Origin of the sequence: Arthrobacter oryzae (genome assembly GCF_003634095.1) — a bacterium.
GTDB lineage: Bacteria > Actinomycetota > Actinomycetes > Actinomycetales > Micrococcaceae > Arthrobacter > Arthrobacter oryzae.
The window spans coordinates 30,652-50,625 of sequence record NZ_RBIR01000011.1 but is presented as its reverse complement, the minus strand read 5'-3'; the positions used below and the strand labels follow the sequence as shown (position 1 = coordinate 50,625).

Genomic DNA, 19,974 nt, shown 5'->3' with positions numbered 1-19,974 from the left:
GCAGGCGTTGAAGCGGTAGAAGGCCTATCCGGTTGCGCCCGGCACGCGGGTATCCTGCGCTTTCCGGTCCCGCAGCCACGGGATCAGGCCACCGGCCAGGAGCATCTCAACCTGACGCGTTGAGAGCGTGTGCCGGACGGCATAGTCCTGGTCCCGGGTCTCGTTGCGCACGCGGATCTCCTTACCGGTCCGGAGCGCGTCCCGCAGCCCTGTCAGCAGGAGCACATCGCCTTGCTGGATACGGCGATGATCGGCCGCATCCGTGAACTCCAGCGCCAGCACCCCGAAGTTGGCCAGGTTCTGCCAGTGGATCCGGGCGAACGAGACGGCCAGAACCACCCGCAGCCCGAGGAACTTCGGCGTGATCGCGGCGTGCTCCCGGGAGGACCCCTGGCCGTAGTTCGTGCCGGCAACCACAATGTGGCCGGACGTATCCCGGGTTTCGAGGACCCGTGCCACATAGGTTTCGTCGATCTGGGCAAAGGTGAATTCGGCCAGCTTCGGGATGTTGCTGCGATAGGGCAGTGCGCGCGCCCCGGCCTGCAGGATCTCGTCCGTGGAGACGTCGTCGCCCAGGACCAGCGCGACCGGTGCCTCGATGCGGTCCTCGAGCGGCTCGAACACCGGAAGCGAGGAGATGTTTTCGCCCTTGACCAAGGTCACCTCGGCAGCCTCCTCCGGAGCCAGCGGCGCCTCAAGCATCGAGGTGTTCACGCTCGACACCGCGGGTAGTTCAAGCTTCGGATACTCAAGGCCGAAAAGTTCCGTCAGGTCCCGCGGGTCCGTGATGGATCCCGTCAGGGCGGCGGCCGCCGCCGTCTCAGGCGAGCACAGGTAGACCGAGTCTTCCTTGGTACCCGAGCGGCCCGGAAAATTGCGCGGCATGGTGCGCAGGCTGTTGGTGCCGTGAGCCGGGGCCTGGCCCATCCCGATGCAGCCCATGCATCCGGTCTGGTGCAGCCGGGCGCCCGCGCGGACCAGATCGAAGGTGGAGCCCATCTTGGTGAGGTCCTGCAGGATCTGGCGGGAGCTCGGGTTGACGTCGAAGGAAAGCCCGGGCGCCGACTGCCGTCCCTTGACCATCGCGGCCACCATCGCGAAGTCCCGCAGCCCGGGATTCGCGGATGAGCCGATCACCACTTGTGCTACCGGCCTGCCTGCGACCTCCCTCACCGGAACCACATTGCCCGGCGAGCTGGGGGCGGCGATGAGCGGCTCGACCGTGGAGAGGTCGATCTCCTCGGTGAGGTCGTAGCTGGCATCGGCGTCGGCGAGGAGTTCGGTGAAGTCGGCCTCCCGCTGTTCGGACCGTAGGAAGGCCCGGACCTGCTCATCTGCAGGGAAGACCGTGGAGGTCGCCCCCAGTTCGGCGCCCATGTTGGCGATCACATGCCGGTCCATCGCGGTCAACGTCGCCAGGCCGGGGCCGAAGTACTCGAGAATGCGATTTGTGGCGCCGTGGACACCGTGCCGGCGCAGCATTTCGAGAATCACGTCCTTTGCGCTCGTCCACGGAGGCAATTCGCCGGTGAGCCGTACACCCCAGATCTGCGGCATTTTGAGGTAGAGCGGCTCCCCCGCGATGGCCGTGGCAACCTCGGTGCCCCCGACGCCGATGGCGAGCATCCCGAGTGATCCTGCGGCCGGGGTGTGGCTGTCCGAGCCGACCATGGTCTTGCCCGGGACGCCGAACCGCTGCATGTGGGTCGGATGGGATACCCCGTTGCCGGCCTTCGAGTACCACAGGCCGAACCGGCGGCAAGCGGAACGAAGAAATTCATGGTCCTCCGCGTTCTTACTGTCGGCCTGCAAAAGGTTGTGGTCGACGTATTGCACAGACACTTCGGTCCGTGCCCTGTCGAGTCCGAGTGCCTCCAGCTCCAGCATGACCAGGGTTCCGGTCGCATCCTGGGTGAGTGTCTGGTCAATCTGCAGACCAATCTCGGACCCCGGAATCATGCTGCCGGAAACCAGATGGGAGGCGATGAGCTTCTGCGCGACGTTGTATGCCACGGTGATCTTCCTTAACTCAATGGCACTGGACCTCAATGGCACTGGGCAGACGCCTGAGCCGGCAACGAACCGGCCTCCGGGGGCAATCCGCTTACTTCAAAACTAACCCCGCGCAGGCGCCGGGAACAGAGCCGGATTCGCCGTCGCAGGTTCTTGACCGCGCTGTCGTCGTCCGTGATGCTTGGCGCATGCCAACTCGAGACGTTCTGGGCATCGCCACTGCGGCCACCGCTTTGGCGGTGTTGAGTGGATGCGCGGCCCCGGCAGCGCCGCAAAGCAACGTCCCGACCAGCCCGACAACCACCACCGTCTCGAGTATCCCTTTCGCCCTCTTCACGCACTGTGGCATCCACGAGGCACGGGTGCGGGACACATTCTTCGCCGCCGATCAGCCGCTGGACGACGGCCACGGCAATCCCCCGGCAGGCTGGGGCAATCCCTACCAGTCGGGAACCATCACCGTCGAAGGCTCACGGGCGGTCTTCCGTGACGGTAGTGGTCACACCGTGGCCTTCCACGAACGGCGCGGTGCCACGAGCTTCCTCAAGACTTGCTCCTGAGACGCAGGCAAGGGTTCGGGCAAAGAAGAGCCCCGCTGCTATTGGGGGATGCAGCGGGGCTCTTCAGGTATAAACCTTTCCATCTGTGGGAGGACTCCGCAAATCGTGACGGTTGAGGCGTCAGCCGCGCAGGGCTGCCAAGGCCGCGGCGAGGGGCATGGCCAACGCGGGGCCGTGCCCCGGAAGGATGATCGATGCCTCTACACCGTCCAGGGCATGCGTTGCGGACAATGCGGTGTCCGGCTCGGAATGGTACATCGGATGGAGCATCTGCGGGCCTACATGTCCGCTCAGCGGGTGTCCTGTAACAAGGGAATCGCCGGTGGCGATCACCCCGGCGTCCCGGAAATAGATGGAGGCGTTGCCCGGCGTGTGGCCGGCCACCAGAATGGCCTCAGGGGCGCCCGGGAGATCCCGGAGCCTCTCCGCAGTCCAGGCCCGGGCCTCGGTGGCCGGATCGGCGTTCAGCGCCCCCGCGCGGATCGCGTGCCTCATCCAGCACAGGACGCGTGGGCGCCAGGCACGGACCATAACCTCGCCCAGGCCGACCTGGTGTTTTTCATGTCCCTGGACGTGTGCCAGTTCTTCGGGGCTGCACAGGATCGGGGTCCCGAACGTGCGGGAAAACAGGGCCGCCTGTCCGGTGTGGTCGACGTGGCCGTGGGTGATGAGGATGGCGCGGGCATTGGCCGGCTTCAGCCCGGCATGCTCGATGGATTTCAGGACGAGGTCAGTGTCTCCGGGGTAACCGCTGTCAATGAGGATGAAACCGGATCCGTCCCGGACGATGATCCAGTTCGATGCCGGGCCTTCGACAAAGAAGAAGCCCGGGGCCGGTTCGGAAACCTGCAGTGAAGGCTGCCACGCAGCATGGCCGTTGTGCGGAAGGTGGTCGGGCAAAGGACTGTACTCCTGAAGATATTGATCAGATGAAGCGTTGTACAGCCGGCCGGGCATCCGCCAGATGGGCTTGGTACAGACATACTGCCAAGTGCTTCAGGCAAACTCAAATCGGCAAATCAGATGTGACATTCACGTATCGCGACCTATATCCCGGGCGCCGTGGATACCCCGGAAAATATGACTTAATCCAATGAATGGTGGAAGATGGCCCGGTCCTCTGCTAGAGGAACGCGTTCCGGCGTCATGATGGGACGGCGACACGATCCCAACCTGAACGACGGGCTCACCAGTCATGAACACGATCAGCAGCACACAAAATCGATGGGTCCTGGTGGACTACCTCAACCAGGACCAGCCATGCCTCCTGAGCATCGGTCCGGTGAACTATTCCGGATCCAGTGTCCGCAAAAACCTTGATCTCCTGGGCCGCGAGCTGCTGATGGACCGGATCAAAGCTGTCGCTGAGACGGGACACGAAATCCATGACGCTGTCCATCACCGGGGCGTCAATTACCGTGTTCTCGCCTTGCCGATTAACTCTCCGATGACCAACACCGTCCTTGCGGTGCTGGCCATTTACACCGCGGACGGCGAGGGCCTGCCGCCGCGCCCGCCGATCGGCGCCCTGGAGTGGACGGTCTCAAAAACCGGGCACATTGAAACGTCGTGGAACGATGACCTGTTCGCCATCTACGAGATCGACCGTTCAGGGCAGAGCCCCACCGGGGACATGAACCAATGGGTCAGTGAACTGATCTCCCCCGAGGACAGAACCCGGATGAAGGTGACCATCGACGCGGCCATAACTTCGATGAACGCACAGCGGTATCTGGTGCCGTACAAGATCATCACCCGCTTCGCGACTGCTGTGCCCGGGTTCAAGAACCTGGAGGTCTCCGGCCGCGTGATCCCGGACGAACGGCGGCAGGGCAAGTGGCTGCGCGCCATCACGCGTGAGGTCCACGAGATCACGCCGGCCCCGATCACGCCGGGCTTCGGGGACTTCCACTCCAGCAGTCTCCTTCGCGCCGTCTTCGAACTCGCCGAAGAGCAGGTGCTGATGGCCGTCGACACCAGCTGCTGGCAGACCTTCATGACCTCCAGCACCTGGCAGCGGTTCGGCATCCAGTCACCGAGATTCGGCTACCTCCCCCACGTCATCCACCCCGACGATTACCGCATCTTCAGGGACACCGTTGAAGAGTCCCGGCCCTCCAGGCGTACGATGGTGCGCCTATTGCACACGGACAGCACCTACAGGCTGTACACCGTGCGTGCCAGCAGCGGCCACGATGAAGACGGCACCCCGGGCCGCTACGCCGTTGTCATGATGTCCCCCATCACGGGCCCATGAGGCGGCCCCGTGGGGGTTTCGGGCTCGTCGCAGGACATTGGAACTTTTTGGCCACGGGCAGGTTCACATCAAGCGGACGGCGGCGGGACTGCCCGACGTCGTCCGCTTGCGTTGGGTGCCGCTCCCCTACCGCGCACGGACCGGCCGCCGTCGGACGCGAGGTTGGCGCCGTCGACGCTGAGCGGCTTTCCTGCACAATTTTGGCTAGCGAAATTGTGCAAAGACGCGGATGGGTTCCGGACTGAAGTTCGACCCCTCGGTGAAGCCCAGCTCTTCATAGAAGGCGCGCTGTCCTGGCTCATCGTCGGTGATGAGCACGGTCTGGCGGACATGCCGGTACTTCTCGAGGACCCGTGTCAGCAAAGCCCGGCCCACTCCGTCCTTCTGGAATCCCGGCCGCACCAGGATGTCCTGGAGGAAGCAGATGGTCGCGTCGTCGGAGACTGCCCGGGCGAGGCCGATCAGATCACCGGCATCATTCCGGGCCGTGACGACGAACGCGGAGTTTCGGATCGCTCTCACGAGCAGCTCCGGGTCCTTGGTATAGGCGGACCAGCTCACGGATTCGTACAAGGAAAGAACTTCGGCATCGGAGAACTCGCTGGAGCGGAGATGTTAAACCCGGGCATCGGACCAGTGTTGCATGGCCCGCGTTCTCACAACCGGAATCACTCCTCCGGCGCCGTTCGCCGTTCAGTACTACGCCTTGGCCTGTAAGGCGGATTCGGCCCGATCGAGGCGGCGTAACCGGGCCGCGACGGCAAATATCCAGGCCATGATCGTGACCAGGATGACGCGTTGCACCAGGCCCTTCCACTCGAACAGCCCGCTCCCCGGCTGCTGGCTGACCTTAAGCAGGCCAATCCCGACCGTCAGGAGAACGCCCGCAGCCAGTGTCCATCCCGCCAAAGGGCGCCAGGCCCGGTCGCTGCGGAAGCGCCGGTAGAAAACGAAACAGCTGACGGGCGCGAGCGTGAAGAAGATGGCCCCGAAGATGCCGTGCACAACCCCGTGCGCGCTGGCCTGGTCGAACATCGCAGACGGGTCGGTGGCAAACAGTCCGGACACGATCAGGCTGACCCCCATGCACTGCACCAGTACCGGCCCGGTCCGGGACGCCGCCCCGGCGGTGAAGTGCGCTGCGAGGCCGCGGCCGAAGACGACTACCAACGCACCGGTCAGCAGGAAATTGAGCATCTGGACCCAGCCGTAGGGGCCAAGGGACAGCTCGCTGACAAACATGCTCGCCGGGGAATATCCCGGGCACAGCCACCCGTAAACGGTGAAAACGGAGACAAAAAGGACAGAGCCTGCCATCCCCGCCGCGGCCCCCTGTCCGACGCGCCGGCGTCTGGTCGCTGCATTGCCGGGGACTGAACTCGAGATCACAACCGAAGCCTAGTGCGTCAAGGGCGGAGGCAGCACCGCAAGCCAAAAGGCGGCGTACCTTTCGAACCTTTCATTGGATGGGGATGCGCCGCATGATAGGCGCATGACTGAAACCGCATCCGCCGACGAATCCGCTGTTGCCAAGGCACAACGCGAACTCGAAGCGGCGGGCGTCCGCAGCGTGATCGGCACGGTGGTGAATGCTTCGGGCATCACCCTGGCGAAGAGCGTTCCCTTAGTCCGGCTCAAAGCCTTTCACCAGGCCGGGATGGGCGCTGCCCCGGTCTGGCATGTGTTCGCCATCGACGGCGGAATAGCGTTCACGGACACCATCACCACCGTTGGCGATATGCGTCTCAAGATCGGTCTCGCGGGACTCCGCATCCTGCCGGGCGGCCGGGCCTGGGCACCAGGCAGCCTTTTCGAACAAGATGGAACCGCGTCTCCGGCCTGTGCCCGCGGTATTCTGGCCGACGTCGACGGCAGCCTCCTTGAGGCCGGATACGAGGCACTCGTGGGCCACGAACTTGAATTCTTCCTCGTCGCCCCGGACGGGTCGGCGCTGGAAACCACACCCTGGGTTCCCTACGGGGCAACCGGACTCCTGGACCAATCGGCATTCCTCGATGACCTGCTATCAACGCTGAACCATGCCGGCATTCCGATGGAGCAGATCCACGCCGAGTACGGCAGAAACCAGTTCGAGTTTTCCCTTCCCCCTGCTTCGCCGGTTCACGCCGCGGACACCGTGGTCCTTTCCAAAGTCATCGTTGGCATCGTCGCCCGGGCCCACGGCATGCAGGCCTCGTTCTCCCCGTTGCCCTTTCCCGGCACGGTCGGAAACGGTGCCCACCAGCACCTTTCGCTCCACAAGAACGGCCTGCCGCTGTTCTCCGGCGGCAGCGGACCGCACGGGATCCGCGCCGAGGGAGGCGCGGCCATTGGCGGAATCATTGCCGGACTCCCCGATATTCAGGGTTTCCTGACCGGATCAGTCTTGTCCGGAACCCGCTTGACGCCCGGCACGTGGTCGGGTGCCTACTTATGCTGGGGCCTGGAGAACCGGGAAGCCTCGGTGCGCTTTCTGAGCGAGGGCCAGAGCAACCCCCACGGAGCCAACGTCGAGGTGAAAATCATCGACCCGTCGGCCAACGTGTATCTGGCCTCCGCATCCATCCTCGCGCTGGCCCTTGACGGCATCAGCGGCGGGCGGAGGCTGCCGGAAGAGATCCCGGGTGATCCCGGACGGCTTTCAGAGGGCGAGCGGCAGCGGGCCAACGTCCTGCTGCTCTCAGACTCCCCCGCCGCCATTATCGACACGCTGGACAAGTCACGCCTTGCACGCGGGCTTCTGGGAGACGCCGCCGTCGATGCCACGGTGGCCGTCCGGCGCTACGAACAGCGAATCTCCGCCGACCTCGCGCCGGACGAACTTGCTGAACGCTTTCGACTTGCCTGGTCCGTCTGATGGCGGCCGGCGCTTTCCCGGACTTCGTCGAACAGGTCGGCCTGATTGATCACCACGTGCATGGCGCGTTTCGCTCCGACGGTGATGAGGCACGCTTTCAGAACTCGCTCAACGAGGGAAACACCGAACCACTCGCACACCCCGAGGACACCTACAACACCCAAATCGGGCTCGCCATCCGGCGGTGGTGCAGCGGCATTCTTGACCTGCCGCGGCACGCCTCGCCGTCGGACTACTGGAACCGGCGCTCCGAGCTTGGAGAACTCGAGGTCAGCCGGCGCATGACCCGCGCTGCCGGCGTGGGCGACTGGCTGATCGATACAGGACTGGATGCCGCTGACTACCTCAGCAGGGCCGACATGGCCGAGGTCTCCGGCGGGCGAACCCACGAGATCGTTCGGCTGGAAATGGTCGCCGAGTCACTGATCCAGGAGATAGCCAACCCGTCGGAATACGTCGACGAGTTCGGTCAGCGGCTTCAAGAGCTCACCCGCAGCGCCGTGGGCTTCAAGACAGTTCTCGCCTACCGCGCAGGATTCGACCAGAATCTCAGCCGGCCTGCACCGGCTGCGGTGGTTGAAGCAGCCCGCCGCTGGCAGGAGAACACCCGCGCCGGCACCCACGCCAAGCTCACCGACTTGACACTCATTGCCCACGGCATCTACACGGCGACGTCGATGAAGCTTCCGCTGCAATTCCATGTTGGATTCGGTGACCGCGACCTGGACCTCCACAAGACCAATCCCCTGCACCTCTTGGATTTTCTGCGGTCCCCCGAAGTCCGGGAGACACCCATCATGCTGCTCCACTGCTATCCGTTCGAACGCGAAGCCGGCTATTTGGCCCACGCCTTCGAAAACGTCTACATCGATGTGGGCCTTGCCGTGAACTTCACCGGGTCACGGAGCCGGGATCTGGTGGCCCGCTCATTCGAACTGGCTCCCTTCACAAAGATTCTGTACTCCTCCGACGCCTTCGGCCCGGCCGAACTCCACTACTTGGGCGCGCGATTGTGGCGGACCGCAATCACCAAGGTCATGAGCGGATGGATCGACGACGACGACTGTTCCGAGGCGGACGCCCGCAAGATCGTGCAACTCGTCGCGCACGAGAACGCCCGCCGCGTGTACGCGCTCCCCTGAGCGCCGGCCCGTTGCCTTGCCGCTGAGCAGGAAGGTGACGGAAGGGCGCAGGGCAGCGGGCCGGAACTCGGAGCGCCCATCCTACGCCGCGATGAACAGTGCCCAGTCGGGAAAGGGATCCACCGGTAATGGCGGCCCGGCCTCGCCGCGTCCGACGGCACCTGCAACTACGTCCGGCCAGTCGGGCGGTTCCGTTTCACACTCGGGCGGTTCCGGCTCCCAGCCTTCAACGGCGCCGCCGAGCTGAAGCGGCCAGTGCGGTGGTTCCCAGTCTTGTTGTTCGCCGGGATACGAGCGTCCCGCAGGTGAGATCCAGCCGGGCGGCTGGTCCCGGGTGGCGTCAACCGGTCTCCATGCTGTGGTGTGTTTGAGCCGGTGGTGCCGCCGGCATGGCTGGCCCAGGTTGGTGATGCCGGTGCCCCCTCCCTCGGACCAGGCCAACAGATGATCCGCGTCGTTATCCAGGGAATGGTTATTGCAGCCCGGAAAATTGCACCGGGCATCCCGGAGCCGCAACCATTGGCGCATCGCCTTCGGAACCCTGTAGCTGGTCCGTCCGATCTCCAGCGGCGCTCCGCTGCGCGGATCGATCAGCACCCGCAGGAAGGACGGGGCGCCATCCCCCACAATCCGGCGGGCCATGCTCGGCGGAATGGGACCATAACCGTCCAGTGTGGCCGGTTCCGAGCCGGTGCCCAAGAGAGACAGCACCGGCACGGTCACCAGGACCTGGGCCTTAGGTGACGGGGTTCCTTCCGCCACCCCCGCCAGCAGCCATTCAGCGGCGACGTCCGCACGGAGCTGGGTCAGGGTCCGGGATTCGTCCGGCTCCTGCAGGGCACGCGCCGCCTCCGTGGCACGGGACCAAACACCCACCGCCACATCCGCAGTCAGATAGGCCGAGAGCCAGGCCATGCCGTCCCGGTCCGGCACATATTCCAGCCGACGGTCCTCCACACCCTTGCGGTGGCGCGCCTCGATGCTGACAGGATGGTGCAGCTCACGCCATCGGCGCGCTTTGGCCCGGAACCTGCCCGGCACCAGCTCCCCCGCCGGGCAGCCACGCGCGGCAAAGGCAGCTTCGGGGTCCAGGAAATGAGCCTCCAAAGCAGCCGCCCCGGCGGGGTCCAGACCGGACGTTTCATCACACATCACCCGCGCGTGTTGCCAGGAAATGCTTCCTGCGTGCAGCGCAGACAGCGTGAGGGGCAACCCGGTGGTCAATTTGGCTGACTCCGCCAGGAGCGCGGCCGCCGATCTTTCACTCACTGTCAGGACACAGGCCACCTCTGCTGTCATCGCCATTTCCTGGGCGGTGCGCTCCTGCGGGGAAACGGCCGGAGGCGCCATGGCGGCGGCAGCGCGGGAATAACCGGCGGCGAAGTGCACCTTCAGCGCGGCAAGCCTGGCCTCCATGCGGCCCACCTCAGCCATGCCGTCCAGGCACGCGTCCGCCTCGTCGCGAAGAAGGTCAGCGCCGGTCGAGGCCGTGTTCCTGTCTCCGCGACCGGCAAACACAGCCACCGCAGCGAGGGAGGCCTCCATGGCCTCCAACGTCTCGGCAACTGCTCTGCCTTCCATACCCACAGAATGGCAGGAGGCACTGACATTTAACGCCGGTAACGCCGCCGTCAGCGTCAGCGTCAGCGTCTCAGGCTAAGACCGTCACCCAGGATCTGCCTGATCCCAAACTTCCCTACGGCGAGCATCCGCGGATTATCGTCGGAGTTGCTCAGCATGGCGGTGGACAGGATGAGAGCCCAGCCGCGCGCCCTCATCCAGGTGTCCCCGTCCACTGCGGAGCCAAAGGCGCCCATGAAGCGGCGGCGAGTGCCGGCGTCGAACATCAGCCACCCCACCGCAAGATCGACAGCCGGGTCCCCTACCCCGACGTCGCCGAAATCGATGACGCCGGCCAGGGAGCCGTCGTCCGCCAGCAGGATGTTGCCGGGGTGGAGGTCCCCGTGGAGCATCATCGGCGGCCCTTCCCAGGCCTTGGCGGCAAGGGCCTGCGCCCACACTGCTCTCAGCGCTGCCGCCTGCGGGTAGCGTTCGTGGTCCCCGAGCCGTTCCACCAGCACAGCGTCACGGCCTGTCAGCGGCACACCCCGGAAAGGGTTCACCGGGACGCCGGATTCGGCCGGCAAGTGAAGGGACAGCAGGAAATCGGCCAGGCCTTGAGCCGCCTGCCCGCGGCCTGCCGGACCGACGTCGGCTGCAGCGGCTCCGGGAACCCACCGCACGATGCTCCACGGCCAGGGAAAGTCCGGCGTCGGCCGGCCGGCATGGACGGGGACGGGAACCGCGACCGGGGAGCGGCGAGCTTTGTCGGGAAGGTAACGCTGCTCATGCAGTATCAGCGGAACGGCCTCCGCCCTGCGCGGCAGCCGGACGGCCAGGCCGTCACCGAGCCGGAAGGTGGCGTTGTCCCAGCCGTTCGCAACCCGCGCTAAAGGACAATCGCCGAGGTCGGGCCGCTGGTCCCGGACGAGGCGCCGGACCACGCTGGCACTCACTTCCACCGTGGCGCGCGGCATTTCCGCCATCCAGAAACCCGCCTTCCTTGTGCCTGCAATGCAGTCCGAGCCATTCCCTTGTCCGAATATAGTTCAAGACCCCCAAGTGCGAACGGGGAGCGGAACGAGGTCAACGTCTATCGGTGCGAGGTGACCGATGCGGCGTCAGGGACTGACACGGTGTTGCGGCGCAGGGATTCCCGGCTCCGTTCAAGCCCGGGCCGGCACTTCACGTCAACGCGGTGGCGTTCGCGGGTGACCCGGTTCCTCCGGTGATGTTGAGCGGTTTGATGGTGATGAAGGCGTCCCAGTTGCCGGTGGTCTTCATGTGCCGGCTGAGGGGTCCGAGCCGCCACAATTCGCCTAAGGGCATGCCGAGTTTGGCCAAGAGTTGTTGGTGCATCATGCCGTGGTCGCTCGGCGCGCTGTTCAGGAAGGGGCTTCCGGGTACGGCGGGCAGGCACTCGAGGGCGAAGTTATCAGCCGCAAGCAGCGCGACGCGGTGGTCCCAGGCCCATGCGACGAAGTCCTGTGATTGGGCGATGCCGGTGGCACGGCGGTTGTCGCGGGTCTGTTGCTTCTCCTCCAACGTCAGGGCAAGGAACCATTCGCACCAGCCAGTGTGGAGCATCAGGATGTCTCCGGGGCGGATGCTCAGAGATTGGGCCGCTACGGCCGCCTGGATGAGGTCGAGGCTGAGGGGTTCCCCGGCTGTGTGGTCGATGGGCTCGCCCAGGCCGGTGCGGTACCCGTCGAGGTCGACCAGCACTCCCCTGCCAACAATGGGGTTGTCTGCCCATTCCTGGATGCCGAGGTCCGGGGTGCCCTCCGTGATCCGGTCATCGGGGGTGCCGTTGTAGAAGCCGATGTCGTCTGCCCGGCGGTGCCGGAGCCCGTCGATCTGTGTGGAGCCCTGGAGGTAGTAGCCGTCGAGGTAGTCGTCGCGGTGGGCGGGGTGGGAGGAGTAGATCGTGTGGCGCGGTGCGCTTCGTTTTAGTGACATTCCGGGGTCAAACGCTTCGGCGGGATAGTCCAGGCCGAAGACGGTGCCGGTCCTGATGCAGTTTCTGGCTTGCAGGATGGGGTCCTGTGTGATGAACGACGGCGTTCCGCGGTCCGGTTGGGGAAACAATCCCCAGGAGGTCCCGGCTAGCCCACCCTCCCTTTCAAGCAGTTGGGCAAATGTCGGGTAGGTTCCGTCCCCGGCATGGGATGTCATCGCGTCGCTGCTTCCTGGGGCGCCTTCACTCTTTGCTTCTGGTGGGTTTTGTAGCTGAGGAGGAAGCCTGCGATCGCGCACACAGAGGCCACGATGCACAGCGGGGGGTTGACGGATTCATTGAAGAATTGGAGCCACGCGCTTTGGCCGGCGATGAGGGCGATGGCCTGTCCGGTCACGACTAGGACGCCTCCAATGAGGAGGGCGACGAGGGTCAGGACGAAGATGACCTCGATGACTCTTCTGATCTTGGGCATGTCTTGGTTCCTTTAGATCGGCAGGACGCCGACGATGATCAGCACGCCGATTCCCAGCAGCGGCAGGGCGTAGTGGGTGAGCAGGCGGGAGAAGGTTTTGACCGGGTTCACGTCGGCGATGCCGCAGGCGACGTAGAGCGGTGCGCCTCCGGGCGGAACCGCTGCTTCGCAGGAGGAGAAGATCAGCACGGCGACGGCGGCGGTGGTGGCCGGGACGCCGGCGGCGACGAGTGTGGCGACACCGACGGTTCCGACGGCGGCCATGGTGGCCGTGGCGGAGAGCGGGGCTGCGACGGCGATGACGATCAGTCCGATGAGGATGGCGAGCAGCCACAGGGGCAGGTTCAGCTGGTTAAGCAGTGCGGTCATCTGTTTGGGCAGGCCCGTGGCGGCGAGGGCGTTGGCCCCGGCAAAGGCGAAAACGACCGTTACCCCCACGATGCCGAATCTCGGGGCGGAGTCCCGGAGCAGCGCCCACCAGGCGTGGCCGCTGCCCGGGAGCCGCTTCCTGCCCAGCAGGGCGCCTGTGATGATGAGGACCACCGGGATCCAGATGATGACGCTGACAGTTTTGGTGATATCGCCTCCGGTCCAGTCCGACAGTGCCGTGGCGATGGCGCCGGAGGTGATGATGAGCGGGATGGCCACCACAATGAAGAGCAGCAGCGTGGCCCAGCCGCGCCCGAAGGCTACCCGGGCAGTCAGCCGGTGCGCAGGATCCAGCGGCGTCATCCCGCTCTTGCGGATCAGCAGCCAGGTGACAATGAGCCGGTGCAGGAAGCACCATAGGCCGCCGATGAGCAGGGGAAGTAAGAGCTCGTTGACGTTCAGCAGGGGCCCGACGGTGGCGGATCCGACGAGGACGAACATGGAGGCGCTGAACGGGAAGGTGATGCCCATTCCGGCGTTTCCGGCGACAAGTGTTGCGGCCGCGGGTTTGTCGAGCTTGGATTTTTCCATCCAGGGGATGGTCACGGAGCCGACGGTCGCGGCGATGGCGGCTTGGTTGTGGACCACCCCGCCGAGGCCGGCGGACGCCACGGTGGACACCCAGGCGGGGCCGCCTTTGACGCCGCCGATCATGGAGTTCAGCAGGTCGATGAGACGGTCTAGCACTCCTGTCTTGTCCAGGAGGTAGCCCATGAAGACGAACGCCATGGTGGCGTAGACGATTTCGTCGGTTGCCGCGGAGTAGAAGGAGGCCCAGCCGATCTGTGCCGCGGCGGCCCCCGTGAAGGGGAGAACGGCCAGGAAGCCGAGGATCATGGCTTCTCCGACGCTGCGTTTGATCGCTGTGGTCCAGAGCAGGATGACGGCCAGGTAGGCACCAAGGGCCCAAATGCCGATCATGCGGTAGCTCCTGGTGGGGTACTTCTTAGTGGATGATTCATCGTTGATTCCTGTAAATGATTCTGCCTGATGCCGGGGTCAGCGCAAGATGGGGGTCAGTGCAAGGCCGGCGCCATCGGCGCCGTTTCCTGGGCCATGCGTGTCAGGGCGGTAGCTGAAGCTGACGTCATCTCGGCGGGTACTCCGAGGTCGGAGAGGTAGTTGGCGGTGTCCTGCATCTCCTGGGAGCGGCGCAGGGCGTGTTTGGCAGTGCCGGTGAGGAACCTGTCGATGACGGCCTGGCCGTCGCCGGCGAGCTGCCGGGCGACCTGGCCGCGGATCCAGTCCTCCAGGCCGGCGGCCCGTCCGGCGGTGACCGCTTCGACGACGACTGAGGCCATGCCTTTCATCAGAACGCTGCGGAGCAGTTTGTGGGCCATGGCGGCCCCGGGTTCGCCGTCGGCAATTTCGACGTCGGCGCCCAGCGGGGACAGGAGCTCGGCCACGGCCCGGGAGCCGGGGCCGCTGACCATTAGGGGAGTTTTTGCTCCCTGGGTGGGGACGGGTCCGAGGATAGCGACGTCCGCGAAAAGCGCCGCGCCGGGCAGCTGCCCGAGTTCCTGCATGACCTGCGGTGAGGAGGAGGTGAAGTCGGCGTAGCAGCTGCCGGCGCGCAGGACCGGCAGGCATTCCTGGGCCACGTTTCGCGCGGCGCCTGCCCCGGTGAGGACCAGGACGATATCCGCGCCTGCACAGGCTTGTGCTGCGGTAGCTGCCCGGGTGACGCCGGCCGGGGTGGAAGGGGCGACGGGATCGAATCCTGTCACGGTGTGGCCTGCGGCGACCAGGGCTGAGGCATAGGTCGCCCCGGCTTCGCCGAGGCCGATGACGGTGCACGCTGTCATTTTTCTGGTGTCTTTTCTGTTAGTGGCGGGCCGCAATAATGGCGGCCCGGCGGCTGGTTTCGTCAGCGAAAACGGCTTCGGCCGCGTCTGCGACGTTGGCCGCCTGTTCCCTGGGAATGACGATGACGCCGTCGGAATCGCCGATGATGACATCGCCCGGCAGGACGGGAACACCGCCGAAGGAAATCGGCGTGCCAAGGCGGGAGGGGCCGTTCTTGTAGGGGCCCGCCGGGGTGATGGCACGGGCGAAGACGGGCATGCCAATCTCGGCGAGGGCTTCGGCGTCGCGGGCAGCGCCGTCCAAGGCGAAGCCGGCGAGGCCCAGGTTGATCGCACGTTCGCCGATGAGCTCGCCCAGCAGCGCCCGGGATTCGTCCCCGCCGCCGGAGACGACGATGACGTCTCCGGGGCGGGCGACCTGCAGTGCGCGGTGGATGCCCTGGTTGTCCCCGGGGCGTGTCCAGACGGTGAAGGCCGGGCCGGCGAGGCGGGCGCCGGGCCAGATGGCCTGGATGGCTGAGTCCGCGATTCCGAGGCGGTCCATGGCGTCACCGATGTTGGCGGCCGGCAGTTTGGCGAGCCGGTCGATCACGTTCCGGTCCGGGCGGGCGAAGTCTGCGTCGATGTCCTCAAGGACTGGAGTTGTCATGGTCGGTTCTTCCGTGGGGGTTGGCGTTGGAGGATCAGTCTTTTTTCTGGACCAGCGGGAGGACCTTCTTGAAGTCCGCTTCCTGGCCGGCCCAGAACTTCTCGTAGTCAGTGCCGGAGAGGTAGCTGGTCTGGAGACCGAGTGCGCTCATCTTTTCCTTGACAGTGGGGTCCTCGATGGCCTTTTGGAGGGCAGCTTCGAGCTTCTTGGCGATGGCGTCAGGCAGCCCGGCCGGTGCCGAGTAGCCGCGGACGGTGCCGGCTTCGACGTCGTAGCCGGCTTCCTTGAACGTGGGAACGTCCGGCAGCGAGGGTGAGCGTTCGGCGGTCATGATGCCCAGGACGCGGGCCTTGCCCTGTTTGGTCAGGTCGGTCACGTCGCTGACGTTGGCGACGAGGACGTCGACGTGCTTGCCGAGGAACGCGGTGGTGGCCTGGGAGGCGCCCTCGGAGAAATGCACCGGAGCGAACACCGAGCCGGTGGTTTCCTGGATCTGGGCCAGGGCGAAGTGTTCGCCGGTCTGCAGGCCGGTGGTGCTGGCGGTCATGGATTTCGGGTTTGCCTTGGCCGCGTCGAGGAGGTCCTTCAACGTCTTGTAGGGGCTATCGGGCTGGACGGCGATCACGGCGGGGTCGATGACCTGCCGGCCCAAGGGTTCAAAGCTGGCGCGGGTGTATTTGGCGCCGCGGGTCGGGTCCAGCGGTGAGACGACCACTGACGGTGAGCCGGTGGCGCCGATGGTGTACCCGTCGGGCTTGGCGCCGGTCAGAGCCGTGTAGCCGATCTGTCCACCGGCGCCCGGCTTGTTGATGACCTCGACGTTAGTGCCGAGTTCCTTCTCTAGGATCGGCTGGACGAGGCGCGCTGCGGTGTCCACGGCGCCGCCGGAGCCGAAGGCCACGATTAGGTCAATGGACTTGCCCTTCTTGGGGAAGTCGTCCCCGGAGGCGGGGTTGTTGGCGCTGGCGTTGGCGCCGCAGCCGGTGAGGGCGATGAGGGCTGCTGCGGCGATGGCTGCGGTGATTTTCGTGCGTGACAAGGGTCTTCTCCTTTGAAGAAATGCATGGGATTAGAGGGTTGGTAGGTGGTCGGGCGTGGAGTTGAGCTGGGTCTAGGCTTCGGGGTCCTCGGTGAGGGCCTTGGGTTTGTGGAACTTGAGCAGCGGGCTGCAGATGATCAGCACGCCGACGCCGATCAGCACGGCGGAGATGGGGCGGCTGGTGAAGACGCTGAAGTCGCCTTGGGAGATTTCCAGGGATTCGCGCAGTGAGCGTTCCATCAGCGGGCCCAGTACCAGGGTGAGGACCATCGGCGCCAGCGGGATGTCCAGGTTTCTCAGGGCCAGGCCGAGCAGGCCGAAGCCGATCATGACGAAGACGTCGAAGACGCTGAAGTTGATGGTGTAGGCGCCGATGACCATGAACAGCAGGATCACGGCGGTCAGGATGGGGGTGGGGACGCGCAGGATGGAGGTCCAGAGTCCGACCAGCGGGACGTTGAGCAGCAGCAGCAGCACGTTGCCGATGAAGAGGCTGGCGATGATGGCCCAGGCAATCTCGGAATGCTCTGTGAACAGGGCGGGCCCGGGCGTCAGGCCCTGCTGGAGGAAGGCGCCCATCAGCACGGCGATGGTCGGGGATGCCGGGATGCCGAGGGTGAAGAGCGGGATCAGGGCGGCATTTGCGTGGGCGTTGTTGGCTGTTTCGGGACCGGCGACGCCTTCGACTGCGCCCTTGCCGAGTTGGTGACGGAAGCGGGAGAACTTCTTTTCCGCGGCATAGGACAGCAGAGACGAGACTGATCCGGTCATCCCCGGGATGAGGCCGAGTCCGAAGCCGACGCCGGTGCCCCGGGCTATGGCGGGGGTACTGCGGCGCCATTCTGTCCGGGTCGGGAGCAGGGAGCGCATGCCGGGGGCGTGAACCAATGGCGTCTCCGCGTTCTTGCGGTAGGAAAGGATTTCGGAGAGCCCGAAGACGCCGACGATGACAGCCACGAAACTGACGCCGTCCAGAAGCCGGTCCATCCCGAAGGTGAAGCGCGGGGCGCCGGCCACGGGGTCGATGCCGACCATGGAGATCAGCAGGCCCAGTGCACCGGAGATGATGGCCTTGACCATGGACTTGCCCGCAAGTGCAACCAGCAGGGATATGCCGACGACCATGAGCGCGAAGAACTCCGGGGGCCCGACGAGCAAACCCAGCTCACCCAGGGGTTTGGCGGCAAAGACCAGGCCGATGGTGGCGACGGTTCCGCCGACGAAGGATCCCACGGCGGCCAGGGTAAGCGCCGCACCTGCCCTGCCGAGTTTGGTCATTGCGTAGCCGTCGATGGTGGTGATCGCCGACGACGCCTCACCAGGCGTATTCAAAAGGACGCTGGTGATGGTGCCGCCGTACTGGGTGCCGTAGAAAATGGCGCACAGCATGATGATCGAGCCGGCGGGATCCAGGTTCAGGGTGAGAGGGATGAGCAGGGCCACGCCGGCGACGGGGCCGACACCGGGAAGGACTCCGATGATGGTGCCCAGCAGGCAGCCCAGGAAGGCAAAGAGCAGGTTTTGCCAGGTCATGGCGGTGGCAAAGCCGCCGAGCAGTTCGTTGAGGGTGTCCATGCCTAGAGTCCGATCAGGTTCAGCGGAGTGAATGCCGACACGGGGAGGGCGACGTTCAGGCCGTAGTTGAAGGCGTAGAACGCGCCGACGCTTCCGGCGAGGGCGATGACCACTGAGGTCATCCAGGTCCTGCGGCCGCGCAGTTTCAGGTGATAGAGCAGGAACAGGAACATGCTCAGCTGAAAGCCCAGCAGATCCATGACGGACGCCAGGAGAACGAGGCTGACCACAACGGAGACCACCATGCCCCGGTCGATGCCCTCGGCCTTCTCGCTGGGCCGGCGCAGTTCCTGGACCAGCCAGAGCGCCGACATCGCGACCAGCACCCCTCCCATGGCGAACGGGAACAGGCCGGGGCCGGGGCCCAGCGAGGTCCACAGGCCGAGGTCGACCGAGCTGACCAGTACATAGACGCCGACGGCGGTGAACGCGCCGATGCCGGCAAGCACCGACGGAGCGACGCGCTGGGCGCGCTCGGGTTTCGTCAGTAGTGACTCCGTTGTCATCGTTTCCTTCTTACGTTCCGTGATCATTCATTTCATACAATGAAAGAATGTTTCGTCTGAAGAAATAGTGACAGGCGACACAGGACCTGTCAAGCACAAGGAAGTTACATAGAATGAAAGGATGACCGTGACTTCCACACACTCAGCCGGCTCCGCCGAAGAGGGCAGCCCCAAAGCCGGGAACATGCGCTCCCTGTCCCGGGCGATGGAGGTCTTCGCCGAACTCCAGCGCGCGGAGCGGCCGCAGCGGCTGAGCGACCTGGCCAGGACCTGCGGCATGAGCCTGCCGACCACGCTGCGGATCCTTCGGGTCCTGCAGGATTTCGGCATGGTCAGCCAGACGGACAAGTCATACCGGATCGGGCCGGCGGTCCTGCCTGCGGCCCGCAGCTATCTGGAGAATGATCCCCTCGTGGTGGCAGCCCGGCCGATCCTCCAGCAGGTCGCCTCCCAGACGGGACTGACGGCATCGCTCTACACCAGGCTGGGCTTCGAGCGGATCCTGGTCGCACGGGTCGACGGCGAATCGCCTCTGCGCTACGACCTGCCCCTGGGCAAGCGGCTCCCCCTCACGGTCGGGGCGGCCGGGAAAATTCTGCTGGCTGCACTCTCCGAGGAAGAACTGCAGCAGGCGGCCGCCGCGGCCATCGCGGCCGGTCATGAGAAGAGTTCGTTTACAGCCGAGGAGCTTCGTGCTCGCCTGCCCGAACCCGGCACCGATTATGCATATTCCGCCGATGAGCGCGCTACCGGCGTGCTCTCGGTCGCCGTTGCAGTCCCCAACAGGGCCGGCCGTCCCAGCGAATCTCTGGCCCTGACCAGCCCCGTCGAGACGGCCACCGAAGCCGGCCTTAAGGCCGGTGTTCCGGAACTCCGGCGGGCAGCCGGCCGGCTCTCAGAGATCTTGGAAGGCTCCGTCTACTAGCCGGCCTTGAGATCCGCCGACCAGCCGCCGTCGGAGGCGAGGATGGCGCCGTTGACATTGGTGCCGTCGTCGCTAGGCAGGAAGGGATGGAGGCTGCGAGCTGCGCCGCGGTGGCGGGCGTGGGAACGGTGGCCTGCATCAGAGGGCCCAGGCGTTCGGCCGCGAGTTGGGAACCCCAACACTTGTCAATGAGCGTCTCCGGGTCGAGGGAGTACGCGACATGGA

Annotated in this window: 19 protein-coding genes and 1 pseudogene; 5 read left to right on the top strand and 15 right to left on the bottom strand. The window is 65.4% G+C overall.

Annotation, left to right across the window (positions count from 1 at the left end; genetic code table 11):
* Positions 1-24: 24 nt before the first annotated feature.
* Positions 25-2,013: an aconitate hydratase gene (locus tag C8D78_RS18010; protein WP_120955238.1), complete on the bottom strand. Its 1,989-nt coding sequence runs from the start codon at positions 2,011-2,013 to the stop codon at positions 25-27.
* Between the two features lie 188 nt (positions 2,014-2,201).
* On the opposite strand from C8D78_RS18010, the gene C8D78_RS19595 reads away from it, so the two are divergent.
* Complete coding sequence (locus C8D78_RS19595) at positions 2,202-2,573, top strand: hypothetical protein (protein ID WP_147429643.1); 372 nt, start codon at positions 2,202-2,204, stop codon at positions 2,571-2,573.
* 120 nt (positions 2,574-2,693) lie between these two features.
* Here the strand turns inward: C8D78_RS19595 and C8D78_RS18000 are convergent, their stop codons facing one another.
* Positions 2,694-3,473, bottom strand: coding sequence for an MBL fold metallo-hydrolase (locus C8D78_RS18000; protein ID WP_341867127.1), 780 nt, complete (start codon positions 3,471-3,473; stop codon positions 2,694-2,696).
* 295 nt (positions 3,474-3,768) lie between these two features.
* On the opposite strand from C8D78_RS18000, the gene C8D78_RS17995 reads away from it, so the two are divergent.
* Positions 3,769-4,830, top strand: coding sequence for a hypothetical protein (locus C8D78_RS17995; RefSeq protein WP_120955236.1), 1,062 nt, complete (start codon positions 3,769-3,771; stop codon positions 4,828-4,830).
* Positions 4,831-5,034: 204 nt separating this feature from the next.
* Here C8D78_RS17995 and C8D78_RS17990 read toward each other — a convergent pair whose 3' ends face one another.
* Complete coding sequence (locus C8D78_RS17990; protein WP_120955235.1) at positions 5,035-5,403, bottom strand: GNAT family N-acetyltransferase; 369 nt, start codon at positions 5,401-5,403, stop codon at positions 5,035-5,037.
* Between the two features lie 126 nt (positions 5,404-5,529).
* A complete protein-coding gene (locus tag C8D78_RS17985) occupies positions 5,530-6,147 on the bottom strand; it encodes a DUF998 domain-containing protein (protein WP_120955234.1) in 618 nt (205 codons plus the stop codon).
* Between the two features lie 175 nt (positions 6,148-6,322).
* Between C8D78_RS17985 and C8D78_RS17980 the strand changes: the two genes are divergently transcribed.
* Positions 6,323-7,687 (top strand): type I glutamate--ammonia ligase, encoded by a 1,365-nt coding sequence (locus tag C8D78_RS17980; RefSeq protein WP_120955233.1) that lies wholly within the window; start codon positions 6,323-6,325, stop codon positions 7,685-7,687.
* A complete protein-coding gene (locus C8D78_RS17975; protein ID WP_120955232.1) occupies positions 7,687-8,829 on the top strand; it encodes an amidohydrolase family protein in 1,143 nt (380 codons plus the stop codon). The genes C8D78_RS17980 and C8D78_RS17975 overlap by 1 nt, the downstream gene beginning before the upstream one ends.
* An 81-nt stretch (positions 8,830-8,910) precedes the next feature.
* Here C8D78_RS17975 and C8D78_RS17970 read toward each other — a convergent pair whose 3' ends face one another.
* From C8D78_RS17970 to C8D78_RS17925, 10 genes are all read right to left on the bottom strand, one after another.
* Positions 8,911-10,410 (bottom strand): HNH endonuclease signature motif containing protein, encoded by a 1,500-nt coding sequence (locus C8D78_RS17970; protein ID WP_244208478.1) that lies wholly within the window; start codon positions 10,408-10,410, stop codon positions 8,911-8,913.
* 62 nt (positions 10,411-10,472) lie between these two features.
* The gene (locus C8D78_RS17965) at positions 10,473-11,375 is read right to left on the bottom strand and encodes an aminoglycoside phosphotransferase family protein (protein WP_120955230.1); all 903 of its coding nucleotides are present in this window, start codon (positions 11,373-11,375) and stop codon (positions 10,473-10,475) included.
* A 199-nt stretch (positions 11,376-11,574) separates the two neighbouring features.
* Positions 11,575-12,564, bottom strand: a complete 990-nt coding sequence (locus C8D78_RS17960; RefSeq protein ID WP_120955229.1) for a cyclase family protein — start codon at positions 12,562-12,564, stop codon at positions 11,575-11,577.
* On the bottom strand, positions 12,561-12,821 hold the full coding sequence (locus C8D78_RS17955) for a hypothetical protein (protein WP_120955228.1): 261 nt from the start codon (positions 12,819-12,821) through the stop codon (positions 12,561-12,563). Before C8D78_RS17955 ends, C8D78_RS17960 begins: the two co-directional genes overlap by 4 nt.
* A gap of 12 nt (positions 12,822-12,833) precedes the next feature.
* Positions 12,834-14,171, bottom strand: a complete 1,338-nt coding sequence (locus tag C8D78_RS17950) for a TRAP transporter large permease subunit (protein ID WP_120955227.1) — start codon at positions 14,169-14,171, stop codon at positions 12,834-12,836.
* A gap of 95 nt (positions 14,172-14,266) precedes the next feature.
* Positions 14,267-15,055, bottom strand: a complete 789-nt coding sequence (locus tag C8D78_RS17945) for an NAD(P)-dependent oxidoreductase (RefSeq protein WP_120955226.1) — start codon at positions 15,053-15,055, stop codon at positions 14,267-14,269.
* 19 nt (positions 15,056-15,074) lie between these two features.
* Complete coding sequence (locus C8D78_RS17940; protein ID WP_120955225.1) at positions 15,075-15,704, bottom strand: RraA family protein; 630 nt, start codon at positions 15,702-15,704, stop codon at positions 15,075-15,077.
* A gap of 34 nt (positions 15,705-15,738) precedes the next feature.
* A complete protein-coding gene (locus C8D78_RS17935; protein ID WP_120955224.1) occupies positions 15,739-16,743 on the bottom strand; it encodes a tripartite tricarboxylate transporter substrate binding protein in 1,005 nt (334 codons plus the stop codon).
* A gap of 72 nt (positions 16,744-16,815) precedes the next feature.
* Positions 16,816-18,318 carry a tripartite tricarboxylate transporter permease gene (locus C8D78_RS17930; RefSeq protein ID WP_120955223.1) on the bottom strand — a complete coding sequence of 501 codons (1,503 nt, stop codon included), beginning with the start codon at positions 18,316-18,318 and terminating at the stop codon, positions 16,816-16,818.
* Positions 18,319-18,320: 2 nt separating this feature from the next.
* A complete protein-coding gene (locus tag C8D78_RS17925) occupies positions 18,321-18,824 on the bottom strand; it encodes a tripartite tricarboxylate transporter TctB family protein (protein ID WP_120955296.1) in 504 nt (167 codons plus the stop codon).
* A 121-nt stretch (positions 18,825-18,945) separates the two neighbouring features.
* On the opposite strand from C8D78_RS17925, the gene C8D78_RS17920 reads away from it, so the two are divergent.
* Positions 18,946-19,749, top strand: a complete 804-nt coding sequence (locus C8D78_RS17920) for an IclR family transcriptional regulator (RefSeq protein ID WP_120955222.1) — start codon at positions 18,946-18,948, stop codon at positions 19,747-19,749.
* Here the strand turns inward: C8D78_RS17920 and C8D78_RS20000 are convergent.
* Positions 19,746-19,921 (bottom strand): annotated as a pseudogene (locus tag C8D78_RS20000) (short-chain dehydrogenase); the annotation flags it as partial. The gene C8D78_RS17920 and the pseudogene C8D78_RS20000 sit on opposite strands and share 4 nt — an antisense overlap.
* Between the last annotated feature and the right edge of the window lie 53 nt (positions 19,922-19,974).

Coding starts and splice junctions, on each gene's coding strand:
- C8D78_RS19595 (WP_147429643.1), top strand. CDS start 2,202: ATGCCAACTCGAGACGTTCTGGGCATCGCCACTGCGGCCACCGCTTTG.
- C8D78_RS17995 (WP_120955236.1), top strand. CDS start 3,769: ATGAACACGATCAGCAGCACACAAAATCGATGGGTCCTGGTGGACTAC.
- C8D78_RS17985 (WP_120955234.1), bottom strand. CDS start 6,147: ATGGCAGGCTCTGTCCTTTTTGTCTCCGTTTTCACCGTTTACGGGTGG.
- C8D78_RS17980 (WP_120955233.1), top strand. CDS start 6,323: ATGACTGAAACCGCATCCGCCGACGAATCCGCTGTTGCCAAGGCACAA.
- C8D78_RS17975 (WP_120955232.1), top strand. CDS start 7,687: ATGGCGGCCGGCGCTTTCCCGGACTTCGTCGAACAGGTCGGCCTGATT.
- C8D78_RS17970 (WP_244208478.1), bottom strand. CDS start 10,410: ATGGAAGGCAGAGCAGTTGCCGAGACGTTGGAGGCCATGGAGGCCTCC.
- C8D78_RS17965 (WP_120955230.1), bottom strand. CDS start 11,375: ATGGCGGAAATGCCGCGCGCCACGGTGGAAGTGAGTGCCAGCGTGGTC.
- C8D78_RS17960 (WP_120955229.1), bottom strand. CDS start 12,564: ATGACATCCCATGCCGGGGACGGAACCTACCCGACATTTGCCCAACTG.
- C8D78_RS17955 (WP_120955228.1), bottom strand. CDS start 12,821: ATGCCCAAGATCAGAAGAGTCATCGAGGTCATCTTCGTCCTGACCCTC.
- C8D78_RS17950 (WP_120955227.1), bottom strand. CDS start 14,171: ATGATCGGCATTTGGGCCCTTGGTGCCTACCTGGCCGTCATCCTGCTC.
- C8D78_RS17945 (WP_120955226.1), bottom strand. CDS start 15,055: ATGACAGCGTGCACCGTCATCGGCCTCGGCGAAGCCGGGGCGACCTAT.
- C8D78_RS17940 (WP_120955225.1), bottom strand. CDS start 15,704: ATGACAACTCCAGTCCTTGAGGACATCGACGCAGACTTCGCCCGCCCG.
- C8D78_RS17930 (WP_120955223.1), bottom strand. CDS start 18,318: ATGGACACCCTCAACGAACTGCTCGGCGGCTTTGCCACCGCCATGACC.
- C8D78_RS17925 (WP_120955296.1), bottom strand. CDS start 18,824: ATGACAACGGAGTCACTACTGACGAAACCCGAGCGCGCCCAGCGCGTC.
- C8D78_RS17920 (WP_120955222.1), top strand. CDS start 18,946: ATGACCGTGACTTCCACACACTCAGCCGGCTCCGCCGAAGAGGGCAGC.